General features: G+C 69.7%; 15 protein-coding genes and 1 pseudogene. 11 read left to right on the forward strand and 5 right to left on the reverse strand.

From position 1 onward, the window contains the following. Positions 1 to 118 (forward strand): transposase (locus QSK17_RS20570; protein ID WP_285706766.1); only part of this gene is annotated, 118 nt, incomplete at its 5' end. Between the two features lie 48 nt (positions 119 to 166). On the opposite strand, the pseudogene QSK17_RS36230 reads toward QSK17_RS20570, so the two are convergent. Further along, positions 167 to 412, reverse strand: a pseudogene (locus tag QSK17_RS36230) (3-hydroxyacyl-CoA dehydrogenase family protein); the annotation flags it as partial. Here QSK17_RS36230 and nucS point away from each other — a divergent pair. From nucS to QSK17_RS20600, 6 genes are all read left to right on the forward strand, one after another. Then, positions 356 to 1,018 carry an endonuclease NucS gene (nucS, locus tag QSK17_RS20575; RefSeq protein ID WP_285706569.1) on the forward strand — a complete coding sequence of 221 codons (663 nt, stop codon included), beginning with the start codon at positions 356 to 358 and terminating at the stop codon, positions 1,016 to 1,018. The pseudogene QSK17_RS36230 and the gene nucS sit on opposite strands and share 57 nt — an antisense overlap. 185 nt (positions 1,019 to 1,203) lie before the next feature. Next, positions 1,204 to 2,037 carry an ABC transporter ATP-binding protein gene (locus QSK17_RS20580; protein ID WP_285706570.1) on the forward strand — a complete coding sequence of 278 codons (834 nt, stop codon included), beginning with the start codon at positions 1,204 to 1,206 and terminating at the stop codon, positions 2,035 to 2,037. Next, on the forward strand, positions 2,030 to 2,881 hold the full coding sequence (locus QSK17_RS20585) for an ABC transporter permease (RefSeq protein WP_285706571.1): 852 nt from the start codon (positions 2,030 to 2,032) through the stop codon (positions 2,879 to 2,881). The genes QSK17_RS20580 and QSK17_RS20585 overlap by 8 nt, the downstream gene beginning before the upstream one ends. Then, on the forward strand, positions 2,878 to 4,245 hold the full coding sequence (locus QSK17_RS20590) for a sensor histidine kinase (RefSeq protein WP_285706572.1): 1,368 nt from the start codon (positions 2,878 to 2,880) through the stop codon (positions 4,243 to 4,245). The genes QSK17_RS20585 and QSK17_RS20590 overlap by 4 nt, the downstream gene beginning before the upstream one ends. A gap of 7 nt (positions 4,246 to 4,252) precedes the next feature. Further along, positions 4,253 to 4,870 (forward strand): response regulator, encoded by a 618-nt coding sequence (locus tag QSK17_RS20595; RefSeq protein WP_285706573.1) that lies wholly within the window; start codon positions 4,253 to 4,255, stop codon positions 4,868 to 4,870. Between the two features lie 184 nt (positions 4,871 to 5,054). Then, positions 5,055 to 5,660, forward strand: a complete 606-nt coding sequence (locus QSK17_RS20600; RefSeq protein WP_285706574.1) for a TetR/AcrR family transcriptional regulator — start codon at positions 5,055 to 5,057, stop codon at positions 5,658 to 5,660. A 33-nt stretch (positions 5,661 to 5,693) separates the two neighbouring features. Here the strand turns inward: QSK17_RS20600 and QSK17_RS20605 are convergent, their stop codons facing one another. The 4 genes from QSK17_RS20605 to QSK17_RS20620 are packed head-to-tail and all read right to left on the reverse strand — an operon-like array spanning position 5,694 to position 9,451. Then, a complete protein-coding gene (locus QSK17_RS20605) occupies positions 5,694 to 6,287 on the reverse strand; it encodes a response regulator transcription factor (RefSeq protein WP_285706575.1) in 594 nt (197 codons plus the stop codon). Further along, positions 6,284 to 7,465 (reverse strand): sensor histidine kinase, encoded by a 1,182-nt coding sequence (locus QSK17_RS20610; RefSeq protein ID WP_285706576.1) that lies wholly within the window; start codon positions 7,463 to 7,465, stop codon positions 6,284 to 6,286. Before QSK17_RS20610 ends, QSK17_RS20605 begins: the two co-directional genes overlap by 4 nt. 10 nt (positions 7,466 to 7,475) lie before the next feature. Next, complete coding sequence (locus QSK17_RS20615) at positions 7,476 to 8,576, reverse strand: ABC transporter permease (protein WP_285706577.1); 1,101 nt, start codon at positions 8,574 to 8,576, stop codon at positions 7,476 to 7,478. Further along, on the reverse strand, positions 8,573 to 9,451 hold the full coding sequence (locus QSK17_RS20620; RefSeq protein WP_285706578.1) for an ABC transporter ATP-binding protein: 879 nt from the start codon (positions 9,449 to 9,451) through the stop codon (positions 8,573 to 8,575). Before QSK17_RS20620 ends, QSK17_RS20615 begins: the two co-directional genes overlap by 4 nt. Before the next feature lie 91 nt (positions 9,452 to 9,542). Here QSK17_RS20620 and QSK17_RS20625 point away from each other — a divergent pair, with 91 nt between their 5' ends. The 4 genes from QSK17_RS20625 (at position 9,543) to QSK17_RS20640 (ending at position 13,556) form a co-directional block, all read left to right on the forward strand. Further along, positions 9,543 to 10,136, forward strand: coding sequence for a cob(I)yrinic acid a,c-diamide adenosyltransferase (locus tag QSK17_RS20625; RefSeq protein ID WP_285706579.1), 594 nt, complete (start codon positions 9,543 to 9,545; stop codon positions 10,134 to 10,136). Between the two features lie 194 nt (positions 10,137 to 10,330). Then, positions 10,331 to 11,503, forward strand: a complete 1,173-nt coding sequence (locus tag QSK17_RS20630) for a sensor histidine kinase (protein ID WP_285706580.1) — start codon at positions 10,331 to 10,333, stop codon at positions 11,501 to 11,503. 12 nt (positions 11,504 to 11,515) lie between these two features. Next, positions 11,516 to 12,184 carry a response regulator gene (locus QSK17_RS20635; RefSeq protein ID WP_285706581.1) on the forward strand — a complete coding sequence of 223 codons (669 nt, stop codon included), beginning with the start codon at positions 11,516 to 11,518 and terminating at the stop codon, positions 12,182 to 12,184. 118 nt (positions 12,185 to 12,302) lie between these two features. Continuing rightward, the gene (locus tag QSK17_RS20640; protein ID WP_285706583.1) at positions 12,303 to 13,556 is read left to right on the forward strand and encodes a cytochrome ubiquinol oxidase subunit I; all 1,254 of its coding nucleotides are present in this window, start codon (positions 12,303 to 12,305) and stop codon (positions 13,554 to 13,556) included. Position 13,557 lies beyond the last annotated feature (1 nt).

A 13,557-nucleotide genomic window follows, 5' to 3' on the forward strand; every position in this document is an offset into this window, starting at 1 on the left:
CGGCAAGTATCTGTGGGGTGGACACTTCTGGTCGGGGTCCTATTTCGCCGGATCAGTCGGCGGTGCACCGCTCACGGCAGTCAAGCAGTACATCGAGCAGCAGCAACGCCCACTGTGACCTGTGGGTCTCGCGGAACAGCACCTCGCACACCTCGTAGGAGGTGTCCAGGCCGATCAGGTCAAGCAGTGTGAACGGTCCCATCGGCAGGCCGACGCCCCGCTTCATGGCGGCGCGCGCCCATCGTGCCGAGTCCCACCACACCGACAGTCGCAAACGTCTGCGCCATGGCGTCAGCCTCGCAGAGGGGTCCGATCCGGCAGAGGTCAGGCGGCCCGACCGGTAGGGTTGGCGGCTATGCGGCTGGTCATCGCGCGGTGCAGCGTGGATTACGTGGGGAGGCTGACGGCCCATCTGCCCATGGCGCCCCGCCTCATTCTGATCAAGGCGGACGGCAGCGTCAGCATCCACGCCGACGATCGGGCGTTCAAGCCGCTCAACTGGATGAACCCCCCGTGCAAACTGCGCGAGGACGACGGCACCTGGACCGTGACGCACGGCAAGACCGGCGAGAAGCTCATTCTCACGATCGAGGACGTGCTGCACGACTCCAGCCATGAGCTGGGCGTCGACCCCGGTCTCCAGAAAGACGGCGTGGAGGCGCATCTCCAGGAGCTGCTCGCCGAGCACATCACCACGCTCGGCGACGGCTGGACGCTGATCCGCCGCGAATACATGACGGCCATCGGCCCGGTGGACATCCTGTGCCGGGACCATCTCGGCGGCACGGTCGCCGTGGAGATCAAGCGGCGCGGGGAGATCGACGGCGTCGAGCAGCTCACCCGCTACTTGGAGCTGCTCAACCGCGACCCGCTGCTCACCCCGGTCAAGGGCGTCTTCGCGGCTCAGGAGATCAAGCCCCAGGCCCGGGTGCTGGCCGCCGACCGCGGCATCGACTGCGTCACCCTCGACTACGACACGCTGCGCGGCATCGAGCCGGAGAACCCGACGCTCTTCTAGCGAGTTCTGGCTTCTCGCGAGCTCTGGCGAGCCTCTCCTGGAGCGGCTCCGGGGAATGGCTCCTTCCTGGAGGGCCACAGAGCCCCGTCGCCCTCCAAGAGCCGCGCGTGTCCACCGAACGGTGGACACGCGGATTCATCCGTCCAGGGGTGTCCCATGGCAAATCGCAGATAGATCCTTATGGCATGACAAATGCCATTCAGGTCCGTGGACTGACCAAGCGGTACGGGGACGTACAGGCGGTCAAGGGCATCGACCTCGACATCAGGAGGGGCGAGGTCTTCGCCTTCCTCGGTCCCAACGGGGCGGGCAAGTCGACGACCGTGGAGATCCTGGAGGGGTACCGCAAGCGGGACGCGGGCGAGGTCTCGGTGCTCGGCGTCGACCCGGGCCGGCCGACCCGGGAATGGCGCTCCCGCATCGGCATCGTCCTGCAGACCGCGAACGACGCCGCCGAGCTGAGCGTGCGGGAGACGGTGCGCCACTTCGCGGGCTACTACCCGAACCCGAGGGACCCCGACGAGGCGATCGCCGCCGTGGGGCTGACGGAGAGCGCGAACAAGCGGGTCCGCCAGCTCTCCGGCGGGCAGCGGCGGCGGGTGGACGTCGCCCTCGGCGTCCTGGGCAACCCGGAGCTGATCTTCCTGGACGAGCCCACCACCGGTTTCGACCCCGAGGCCCGGCGGCAGTTCTGGGAGCTGATCGAGGGGCTGGCGCACACGGGCAGCACGATCGTGCTGACCACCCACTATCTGGACGAGGCCGAGGCGCTGGCCAACCGGGTCGCGGTCATCGCGGGCGGCCAGATCGTCGCGGAGGGCGAGCCCGCGACACTGGGCGGCCGGGCTACCGCGAAGGCCCACGTGATCTGGGACGAGGGCTCGGTCGAGACGGACACGCCGACCAAGACGGTCCTGGAACTCAGCCGCCGCTACGACGGGGAGGTCCCCGGCTTAGCCGTCACCCGTCCCACGCTCGAAGACATCTATCTGAAGCTGATCGAGGCCCCCCGTGACTGACACCGCCACCGGCACCGCCCCCAGCCGTACGACCGCCACGCGCGCGATGCCCTCCGCCCTGAAGCTGGGCCTGTCCCGGGGCATGGTGGAGACGAAGATGTTCTTCCGTGAGAAGGACGCCGTCGTGTTCACCTTCGCCTTCCCGATCATCCTGCTCATGCTGTTCGGGTCGATCTTCGCCGGCCCCCTGGAGGGATCCGGGGTCACCGTGTCGCAGCTCTACACGGCGGGGCTGATCGGGGCCGGCGTAATGGGCGCCGGCTTCCAGAGCCTCGGCATCGGCATCGCGGGCGACCGCGACGACGGCACGCTGAAGCGGCTGGCCGGAACGCCCATGCCGCGCAGCGCCTACTTCATCGGCAAAATCATCAACGTGCTGGTGATCGCGTTCCTGGAGGTCGTGATCCTGCTGGCCATCGGGGTCCTGATGTACGACCTGGACCTGCCCGGCCAGGTGTCGAGCTGGGTGACCTTCGCCTGGGTGTTCGTGCTCGGGGTCACCGCCGCGGCACTGCTGGGCACGGCGGTGAGCAGCCTGCCCCGCTCGGCGAAGAGCGCCGCCGCGGTCATCAGCATGCCGTTCGTGGTGCTGCAGTTCATCTCGGGGGTCTTCATCCCGTTCACCCAGATGCCCGAGTGGCTGATCAACATCGCCTCGGTGTTCCCGCTGAAGTGGATGTGCCAGGGGTTCCGCGCCGTCTTCCTCGGTGACGGCGGCGCCATGCTGGAGCTGACGAAGTCGTACGAACTGGACCGGGTGGCCCTGGTCCTTGGCGCTTGGGTGATCGGAGGCCTGGTTCTGTGCCTGACGACCTTCCGGTGGAAGGGCCGCCGCGACGGATGAGCACGGGCGCGGCCCAGGCGCGGAGGCCCCTGTGGGGGCGGGCCGCCGCGCTGTTCAGGGTCAGGGCGTTCTTCGGGAAGCCCGGTGGCGAGGGCCTCCATGCCTGGGAGACCCTCCGCGGCTGGGAGACGCTGTACGCCCTGACGCTGGGCGTCGCGATCGCGTTCCTGTTCGTGGACGAGGACCTGTCCACGACGACCAGGATGGTCACGCTGGCGCTGTACGGCATCTGCGTGGCCGGCTACCTCCTCCTCGGCCGACCGGCGATCATGGAGGACGACGACGACAGCCGCCGCGGCCTGTCGTACGTGGGGCTGCTGATCGCATCCTTCGTCCCGGCCACGATCATCGCGCCCTCGTCGTCCTTCGCGCTGTTCGGGCTCTGCCCGCAGGCGTTCATGCTCCTGCGCAACCGATACGCCCTTGGAGTGGTGCTGGTCCTGAACGCGGCGCCCGCCGTCAGGTTCGTCGCGGCCCCAGACGGGGGCGGGATGCTCGCCTTCGCCGCCATGATGCTGATCGGCGTCACGTTCGCCGCAGTCCTCGGGCCGTGGATCAGGCGGATCATCCAACAGAGTGCCGAGCGCGCGCAGCTCATCGAGGAACTGTCCGCGAGCCGCGCCGAGATCGCCCGGCTGTCCGCCGAGCGCGGCGCGCTGACCGAGCGCGAACGGCTGGCCCGGGAGATCCACGACACGCTCGCACAGGGGTTCACCAGCATCATCATGCTCGTCCAGGCGGCCGAGGCGCAGCCGGGGACGCAACCGGGATCGCGCCACCTGGCCCTCGCCGTACAGACCGCCAGGGAGAACCTGGCGGAGGCCCGCGCCCTCGTCGCGGCGCTCAGCCCGGCGCCCCTGGACGGCTCCACGCTGGACGAGGCGCTCCGGCGGCTCACCGCCAGGCTCGGCGAGGAACTGGGCATCCACACGACGTTCGCGGTCGAGGGCGCCTCCCGCGCGCTGCCCGCGAACACCGAGGTGGTGCTGGTCAGGGCGGCGCAGGAGGCCCTGGCCAACGTCCGCAAGCACGCCGCCGCGTCGGCCGTCCAGGTTCGCGTCGAGTACGGCGCGACCGGCGTGACGCTGGTCGTCCGCGACAACGGCCGGGGACTCGGCCGGAGCCCACGCCCGGGGTACGGCCTGCGCACCATGCGCACCCGCGTCGAGCAGGAAGGCGGCACATTGACCGTCACCGACGTGACGTTCGTCACCAATGCGACGACCGCAGATGATGCGACGACCGCAATCGATGCGGCCGGCGGAGCCGGCACGGCGACCGCGCGACAGCCCGCGACCGGCACGACCGTGACCGTCACCCTGCCCGCGACGCCGCCGGCGCCCAGCTCCCGAGATGGAGAGTGATCTTCCCGTGGTTCGCCTGATGATCGTGGATGATCACCCCGTCGTGCGCGAGGGGTTGCGCGGCATGCTGGAGTCCGATCCCGGCGTCGACGTCGTCGGCGAGGCCGGATCGGGCGACGAGGCGGTGACCCGCGCCCGCGAGCTGCGCCCCGACGTCATCCTGATGGACCTACGCATGCCGTCGGGCGACGGCGTCAGCGCGACCACGCGGATCCTGGCGGAGCGCCCGGAGAGCCGGGTGATCGTCCTGACCACGTACGAGACGGATCAGGACATCGTGCGCGCGGTCGAGGCAGGGGCGGCCGGATACCTGCTCAAGGACATCTCACGCGCCGACCTGCTCGCCGCCATCGCGTCGGCGTTGCGGGGCGAGACCGTGCTGGCGCCGTCCGTCGCCACCAAGCTCGTCACGCGCATGCGCGCGCCCGTCGCCGAGTCCCTCTCCAGGCGCGAGACCGAGGTGCTCTCGCTCGTCGCACGGGGGCTGACAAACGCGGAGATCGGGACGGCGCTCTTCATCAGCGAGGCGACGGTGAAGACCCATCTGCTCCGCGTCTTCGCGAAACTCGGCGTGTCCGACCGCACCGCGGCCGTCACCACCGCGCTCGGCCGCGGTCTGCTCTGAGCCCGTCAGAACGTACGCGAAACAGCAAACCAAGATCGAATAGAGGGTTGACTTGACGGCCTTGTCAAGACACAGATCTTCCTTTCGGACGCCCGAAAGCGCTAATTTATAGATACTTTCGCATAAAGGATCTTGCGTCCATAATGGTTTCTCCTGGGGGCTATTGACGGCGCGAGGTGAAGTAGTGGTGGGACGGGAATACCGGGGGATGTCGGCCGAGCAGCGACTGGCCGATCGAAGAGAGCGGTTGATCACTGCCGCATACACGTTGTTCGCCAATCCGGGCTTTCATGGCACGACGATCGAGCGGTTATGCGCGACCGCCCGCATCTCGAACCGGGCGTTCTACGAGTGTTTCTCCGGCCGGGACGACCTCATGCGGGCGGTCTACGACCGGTGCGTGGAGGAGACGCTCGCGTCCGTGTCGGCGGCCATCGAGCAGGCGCCGCCCACACTGGACGACCGAATCGTGGCGGGCATCGGGGAGTACGTCCGGTTCGTGACCAAGGACGTGCGGCGGGCCCGCGTGATGCACGTGGAGGTCCGCCGCGCGGGAGACGTGCTCAGCAGCGCGCGGCAGCGCTCGGTGCTGGAGTTCACCAAGGTGATCGAGCACGCCACCGACGACGTACGGCACCGGCCCCCGCTGGAGCCGCACCTGCTCTCGCTCGGCCTGATCGGGGCCATCACGGAGCTGCTCATCGAATGGACGCTGACCGACCCGGCGCCGTCCGTGGACCGGCTGGTCGCCACGGCCATCCACATCTTCCGCAGCTCGTTCCTGGCCTGACCACCGCCCTGCCGGTGGAGCGCGGAACGGCTTTCAGATCCATCCCATGTCCTGGGCGGCGCGGATCGCGGTGATGCGGTTTCCGGCCCCCAGCTTGCTGATGGCGTTGGACAGGTAGTTACGGACGGTCCCCTCGGTGAGGCGCAGCGATGCGGCGATCTGCGCCACCGACGCCCCCTTCGCCGCCAGGGCGAGGGCGTCGCGCTCCCGCTCGGTCAGCGGGCTCTCCCCCGCGGTCATCGCGGCGGCCGCCATCTCCGGATCGAGATAGCGGCCGCCCGCGTGCACCTTGCGGATGGCGCCTGCCAGCTCCTCCGCCGACGCGTCCTTGGGCACGAACCCGCGTACCCCGGCCGCGAGCGCGCGCCGCAGGTACCCGGGCCGCCCGAAGCTGGTCAGGATCAGCATCGCCCGGCCGGGCAGGCTCTCCGCCACGGAGAGCCCGTCCATCCCCGGCATCTCGACGTCCAGCACGAGCACGTCCGGCTCGTGGTCGCGTACGGCCTGGGCCACCAGATCGCCTCTGCCGACCTGGGCGACGACCTCGATGTCGGCCTCAAGGCCGAGCAGCATGGCGATCGCCTGCCGGATGAGCCGCTCGTCGTCGGCGAGCAGAACGCGGATCACGCGCCCACCTCCACCGGAAGCGGGGCGACCGCTCGCAGGACGAACTCGCCCGACCCCGTGGGCCGGGCTGTCAGCGTGCCTCCGACGGCCGCCAGGCGCTCTCCCATCCCGGCCAGGCCGCTTCCGATGTCCTCGACCGCCCGCCGCGTGACCCCGTCGTTGCGCACCTCGAGCACCGCCGCCTCCTCCGAATGGCGCACGGTGATGTCGCACCGCGACGCCGAGCTGTGCCGCAGCACGTTTGTCGCCGCCTCGCGGACCACCCAGGCGAAAACAGGGGCCACGTCCTCCGGCACCTCCCTGTAGGGCAGGTGGAGGCGGCAGCTCACCCCCGCCGCCTCCAGCACCCCGCGCACCGCCGCCAACTCGGCGTTGAGGTCGAGCCGCCGGTAGCCGCGGACCGTCTCCCGCAGCTCGCGCAGCGCCGTACGGGCCAGGCCGCGGACCTCCGCCATCTCGTCCTTGGCCGCGGCGGCGTCGGCGTCGGACAGCCGTACGGCGAGCTCGCTCTTGACCGCGATGGCCGAGAGCTGGTGGCCGACCAGGTCGTGCAGGTCGCGGGCGAACCGCAGCCGCTCCTCGGCCACGGCCAGCCGCGCCTGCGCCTCGCGTCCCGCGTGCGCCTCCTCGGCGAGCCGCCAAATCCACACCCAGAGCCGGTTGGTCCAGGGGAACAGGGCGCACATCGCCACGTAGTAGACGGTCACCCCCACCACCAGGCCGGTGGTCGACGTGTCGCCCGGGAAAGCGGGGTCGTTACCGGCCAGCGTCGCGACGACGGCGAGCGGGGTCACCACCACGGCCGTGCCGGCCCCGAGCAGCACCGCGACCTTCCGCGACACCCCGACCGCGGCGATCGACAGCCACGCCAGTGGCACGAACCCCCATCCGGTCATCTGGGCGCCGCCCACGACCATGAGAGCCACCGACAGGACACCCGAGACCACGATCTCGCGCCGGAACGGCCGATGGGACAGGATCGCGCCGGTCATGCGGACGAAGAGCCAGCTGAACACCACCAGCCCGGCGAGGGCGGGCAGGACGCGATACCACTTGCTGACCTCCGTGCCCAGCCCACCGATGGTCATCAGGACCACGAGAAACCAGGCGACGATCAGCGTCCCGATCAACGTCCATCGAACGACCTTGCGCGCGCGTCCTAGCCCATCAGCCACCATTTACTCCACTTTATCGAGACGTGACCACGTCACGGAGCCGGACCCGCGCGCCGGTGCGCAGCACGGCCCGCTCGTAGATCCGGGCCGCCAGCAGCACGACGACGACGACGCCCGCGACCATCAGGCCGGCCGAGATCAGGACCTGCCACAGCGGGACCTCCGCGGCCGCCGACCGCACCGGCATCACCATCGACGAGAACGGCGGGATGTACGAGACGATCGTGGCCACCAGGCTCGTGGGCTCCTTGACGGAGTAGAAGGCCACGCCGTACGACGCCATCATCGTCATGGTCATCGGGGTCAGCACGTTGCCGACCTCCTCCTGCCGGGAGACGAGCGACCCGAGCGCGGCGGCGAGCGCGGCGAAGAAGACGTAGCCGAGCACGAACCACACGCACACGCCGACCACGATCCCGGCCATCCCCGGCGGGAAGTCGACCGCCAACCCAGAGGCCAGCGCGCCGCCCAGACCCGCCACGAGGATCGCGACCAGGTTGATCATGCCGACCGCTCCCAGGCCGAGGATCTTGCCTCCGAGCAGCTGCCAGGGGCGTACCGACGTGAGAAGGATCTCGACGATCCGGCTGCCCTTCTCCTCGACCACGCCCATCGCGACCATCATGGGTGTACCGATGATCAGCATGAAGAGCACGATCACCAGCACGACCGCGATGCCGGAGCGGGTCTTCTGGTACCGCGTGTCCGCGCCGACCGACTCCATGGAGAGTGGGGTGATCTTCACGCCGGACGAGCCGATCTGGGCCTCGCGGTGGGCGCTCTGCAGCAGCAGGCCGAGCTGGTCGTCGATCGCGCCGTCGGTCAGCACCCTGGTCCCGCCGACGAGCGCGGCGTCCACGTCACCGTCGAGCACCGCTCGTTGAGCACCGGCCTCGTCGGCGTAGTCCTTCCACTCGATCTTCGTGTCTCCCCAGACCGGCAACCGCTCGGAGGCCACCAGGCCCACCTTGTACGAGTCCGGACCGCCCAGGACCTTGGGCGCGAACGAGATCGCCCCGACCAGCAGCACCATGATGACGAGGCCGACGACGAATGCCTTCGACCGCACCTGGGTCCGGATCTCGCGTCCGGCCACCAACAACAGTCCGTTCACGCCACGGCCTCCTTGAAGATCTCGGTGAGCGTCGGGCGCTCCACGCCGAAGTGCTCGACCCGCCCCGCGGACATCGCCGCGCGCAGGACCCGCTGGTCGTCGTCCTCCTCCGTGACCAGCACCTCCCGGCCGCCCTCGACGGTGAGCTCGCCGGACAGGCCGTCCGCCCACCCCGGCTTCGGGTCGGCGACGATCACCCGGAGCTTCCGTCCCTCGGCCCCCCGCAGTTCGTCCACCGTGCCGCTCGCGACCATCCGTCCGGCGGAGATGATCCCGACGGAGTCGCACAACCGCTCCACCAGATCGAGCTGGTGGCTGGAGAAGATCACCGGTACACCGCCCCTGGCCCGCTCCCGCAGCGCCTCAGCCAGGGCGTCCACCGCGATCGGGTCCAGCCCGGAGAACGGCTCGTCCAGGATGAGGACGTCGGGGTCGTGGACCAGCGCGACGGCCAGCTGCACCCGCTGCTGGTTGCCCAGGGAAAGCGCCTCGACCGCGTCCTTCGTACGCTCGGTGAGCCCGAGTCGCTCGACCAACTCTGCGGTCGCCTTCTTGGAGGCCGCCGGCGACAGCCCGTGCAGCCGCCCGAAGTAGTCGATCTGCTCGGCGACCTTCATCTTCTGGTACAGGCCACGTTCCTCGGGCATGTAACCGAACCGGCGCCGCTCGGCGAAGCCCAGCGGGCCGCCCTTCCAGCGGACCTCCCCCGAGTCGGCCTCGAGGACGCCCATCACGATCCGCATCGTGGTGGTCTTCCCCGCGCCGTTCGCGCCGACGAACCCGAACATCTCGCCCGGCCGTACGGCGAAGCTCACCCGGTCCAGGGCCACCTTGCCCGTCCCGAAGGTCTTGCGCAGCTCCTCTGTCTCCAACATGTGACCGATGATGTCGCGTACGGCAGCCGCCCAGAAGACGCCGATATCAGCCCTTCGGGATGACATCTGTCATCTCGGTAACCTGGGCCGTATGACGCGCGCTGACAACGACAAGCCGGTCGTCCTCTCGAAGATCTACACGAAGACCGGTGACGACGGGACCACCGCCCTCGGGGACATGAGCCGTACCGCCAAGACCGACCCTCGGCTGGCCGCCTACGCCGACGTCGAGGAGGCCAATGCCGCCATTGGGGCCTCGCTGGCGTTCGGCCCGTTCTCCGAGGACATCACCGCCACACTGACCCGAGTGCAGAACGAGCTCTTCGACCTGGGCGCGGATCTCTGCACCCCGGTCACGGAGAACCCCGAGTTCCCCCCGCTGCGGGTGGAGGAGTCCTACATCGCCTGGCTGGAGGAGCAGTGTGACCTGTTCAACGAGGGCCTGAAGCCGCTCCGAAGCTTCATCCTGCCCGGCGGGCCCCCCGGACTCGCGCTCCTGCACCTCGCCCGTACGACGGTACGCCGGGCCGAGCGGTCCACCTGGGCCGCGATGGAGGTCCACGACGACATGAACCCGCTGGCGGTGAAGTACCTCAACCGGTTGTCGGACCTGATGTTCATCCTGTGCCGGATCGCCGCCGGCGGCGACGAGATCCTCTGGACCCCGGGCGGCACGCGGCGCTGAATCGCGCTCGCTCCGCTCACGCGGGTTCGGGGCGCCCGAAGCCGGGCTCGTGCCCTCGTCACGTCCTCGCTCGTCCCTCGCTTCGGGCGTTCCTCGTTCCTTCACCGCCACGCCCCGAACGTGCCTTTCACGCGTCCGAGCAGGCGACCGCAGACCCCGTGGGCGTTCCATGAGCGATGCTCTAGGGTGCGTTCGTGGTGATTTCAGGGCTTCGGGGGATAACGGCGAGCACCATCGGCACCGTCCTGGTGAGCGCTGGCGTCCTCGCCGGAACAGCTGTCACCTGGATCGTCCAACAGGACGTGACGCCGCGCCTCGCCGATGTGCTCCTTCCGCTCGTCGCCTGCGCCGCGCTGCTGTTCCGCCGACGCCACCCGGTGCCGGTCCTTGTCGCGGTGACCGCGGCGTGCGGCCTGTACTACCCGTTCGCGGCGCTGGACGGCCCGCTCTTCCTGGCCGTCCTGGTCGCCCTGTACACGGCCGCCGACCTGGGACATCTCAACGCGGCGATCACCGTGGCCGCGGTCGGGCTGCTCATGATGGGCTACGGCGAGGTCAGCGGCCCGAACCGCCACCTGGACGACAGCGAGTTCCTCCTGCTCGCGGGCTGGATGGTGGCGAGCGTGGCCATAGGCGGGGTGACGCGCAACCGCCACGCCTACATGGAGGAGGCCCGGAGGCGGATGGCCGAGGCCGAGCGGACCAGGGAGGAGGAGGCGCTGCGCCGGGCCGTCGAGGAGCGGCTGAGGATCGCCAGGGAACTGCACGACGTGATCGGCCACAACCTCTCCCTGATCAACGTGCAGGCGGGCGCCGCCCTCCACCGGATCAAGGAGCGGCCCGAACAGGCCGAGCCCGCGCTGGCCGCCATCAAGGAGACCAGCAAGGAGGCGCTCCGGGAACTGCGCGCGACACTCGGCGTGCTCCGCCAGGTCGACGAGGAGTCCCCGGTCGCTCCGGCGCCGAGCCTCGCCCGCGTACACGAGCTGATCGAGCGGACCGGTCTCACCGTGCGGACCGAGCTGGAGGGTGAGGCGCGTGACCTGCCCGCCGAGGTCGACCTCGCGGCGGTCCGCATCGTGCAGGAAGCGCTCACCAACGTCTCCCGCCACTCCGGTGGCACCGCCGCCCGGGTCGCCATCCGCTATGGCGATGAGGATGTGACCGTACAGATCGACAACGGCATGTCCGACGACGCGACGGCGCACGACGCGGAGGCGCCCGCCGGGCAGGAGCCCGGCGGCTTCGGCATCAAGGGGATGCGGGAGCGCGTCACGGCCCTCGGCGGATCGTTCGAGGCCGGACCCCGTCCCGGCGGCGGCTTCCGCGTCTCGGCCCGCATCCCGACCCGCCCCGTGTCCTCCTGAAAGGAACCCCCCGTGATACGCGTGTTGCTCGCCGACGACCAGACCCTGGTACGGGCCGGCTTCCGGTCCATCCTCGGCGGCGAGGACGACATCGAGGTCGTCGCCGAAGCCGCCGACGGCGCGCAGGCGGTGCGGCTCGCCCGCGAGACGAGCCCGCACGTCGTGCTGATGGACATCCGTATGCCCGAGCTCGACGGTCTGGAGGCCACCAGGCGGATCGCCGCCGACCCGCGCCTGGCCGAGGTGAAGGTCATCATCCTGACCACCTTCGACCTCGACGACTACGTGTACGGCGCGCTCCGCGCGGGCGCGAGTGGCTTCCTGGTCAAGGACACCGAGCCGATCGAGCTCATCCACGCGGTACGGGTCGTGGCCAGGGGCGACGCCTTGATCGCCCCATCGATCACCCGGCGCCTGATCTCCGAGTTCGCCGGCCGGGTGGGACGCCCCGAACCCGGTCCCGAGCTCAACAGCCTGACCGAGCGTGAGCGTGAGGTGATGTCCTTGGTCGCCGCGGGGCTGTCCAACGACGAGATCGCCGCCGAACTGGTGCTGAGCCCAGCCACCGCCAAGACCCACGTGAGCCGCATCATGACGAAGCTGAACATCCGCGACCGCGCCCAGCTCGTGGTGCTCGCGTACGAGGCGGGCATGGTCACCCCGAGGTGGCTCGCCGGCTGACCGGTGCCCGGCCGCAACCCGGGGAGTACGGCTCGCGGCGGCATGCGACTTCCGGAGTACGGCCGTTGCCAACTCGGGCGGGACGCGCGGCGGCGAGCCGTACCAGAAGCCTGTGCTCATGGACACGCTCGACCTCGCCCGCCTGCAGTTCGCCCTGACGGCAGGATCCCACTTCCTCTTCGTCGCGCTGACGATCGGCCTGGCCACGCTGGTGGCCGTCGTCCAGACCTGGGCCACCCTGACCCGCAGCCCCGTGCACGAGAGGATGACGCGGTTCTGGGGACAGTTGTACGTCATCAACTACGCGATGGGCATCGTCACCGGCCTGGTGATGGAGTTCCAGATCGGCCTGACCTGGAGCGGCCTCACCCACTTCGCGGGCAACGTGTTCGGCGGGGCCCTGGCGATGGAGACGCTCATGGCGTTCTTCGTCGAGTCCACGTTCCTCGCGATCTGGATCTTCGGCTGGAACCGGCTCAACCGGTGGGTCCACCTGGCGGCGCTCTGGGTGGTCACGATCACCGCCTACGCCTCGGCGTACTGGATTTTGGTGTCCAACGGGTTCCTGCAGAACCCCGTCGGCTACCGGGTCGTGGACGGCGTGCTGCGGCTCACCGACGCTTCCGCCGTGCTCACCAACCCTGCCGCCGTCAGGGCCTTCCTGCACATCCTCTGCGGTTCGCTGGTGGTGGCCGCGTGTTTCATGGCCGGGGTGAGCGCCTACCACCTGCGCAGGCGGACCGGTGAGCAGGAGTTCTTCCGCAAGTCGCTGCGGATCGGCGTGTCCGTGACACTGCCCGCGGTGGTGGCGACCGCCTCGTTCGGAGGCCTCCAGTTCGGCCTCCTCCAGCCGACGAAGCTGGCCGCGTACCAGGGCGACACCCAGCTGATGACGCGGCTGCAGGCCGAGATGACGGCGACGCACGGCCCGGGTGACTACATCCCGCCCACCGGGCTGGTCATGGGCGCCGCCATCGTGATGCTTCTGGTCTTCGCCGTGCTGCTGTTCACGTCGATAGCGAACATCCTGCTCATGATGGTTCCCGCTGCGGTGCGCCGGTTCCGGCTGTGGCACGTGCTGCTGACCGCGATGATTCCGCTGCCCTTCGTCTCCATGCTCGCCGGCTGGGTCTTCCGCGAGGTGGGCCGGCAGCCGTGGGTGGTGTACGGGCTGCTGACCACGGAGCAGGCGCTGTCGGACGTGTCCCCGGCGGCGGTGCGGTTGTCGCTGATCGCGTTCGGCGCGCTGTTCGGCGTGCTCATCGTGCTCAACACCTGGCTGCTCGCCCGCCACGCCCGCCGTGGGCCGGACGCCGTCGCGATCGGCCGTACCTCTCTGCCGGCGGAACCGGCGCCCGTCATCGCCTTCTGAG

Source organism: Microtetraspora sp. NBRC 16547, assembly GCF_030268965.1.
In the GTDB taxonomy this organism is placed as follows: domain Bacteria; phylum Actinomycetota; class Actinomycetes; order Streptosporangiales; family Streptosporangiaceae; genus Microtetraspora.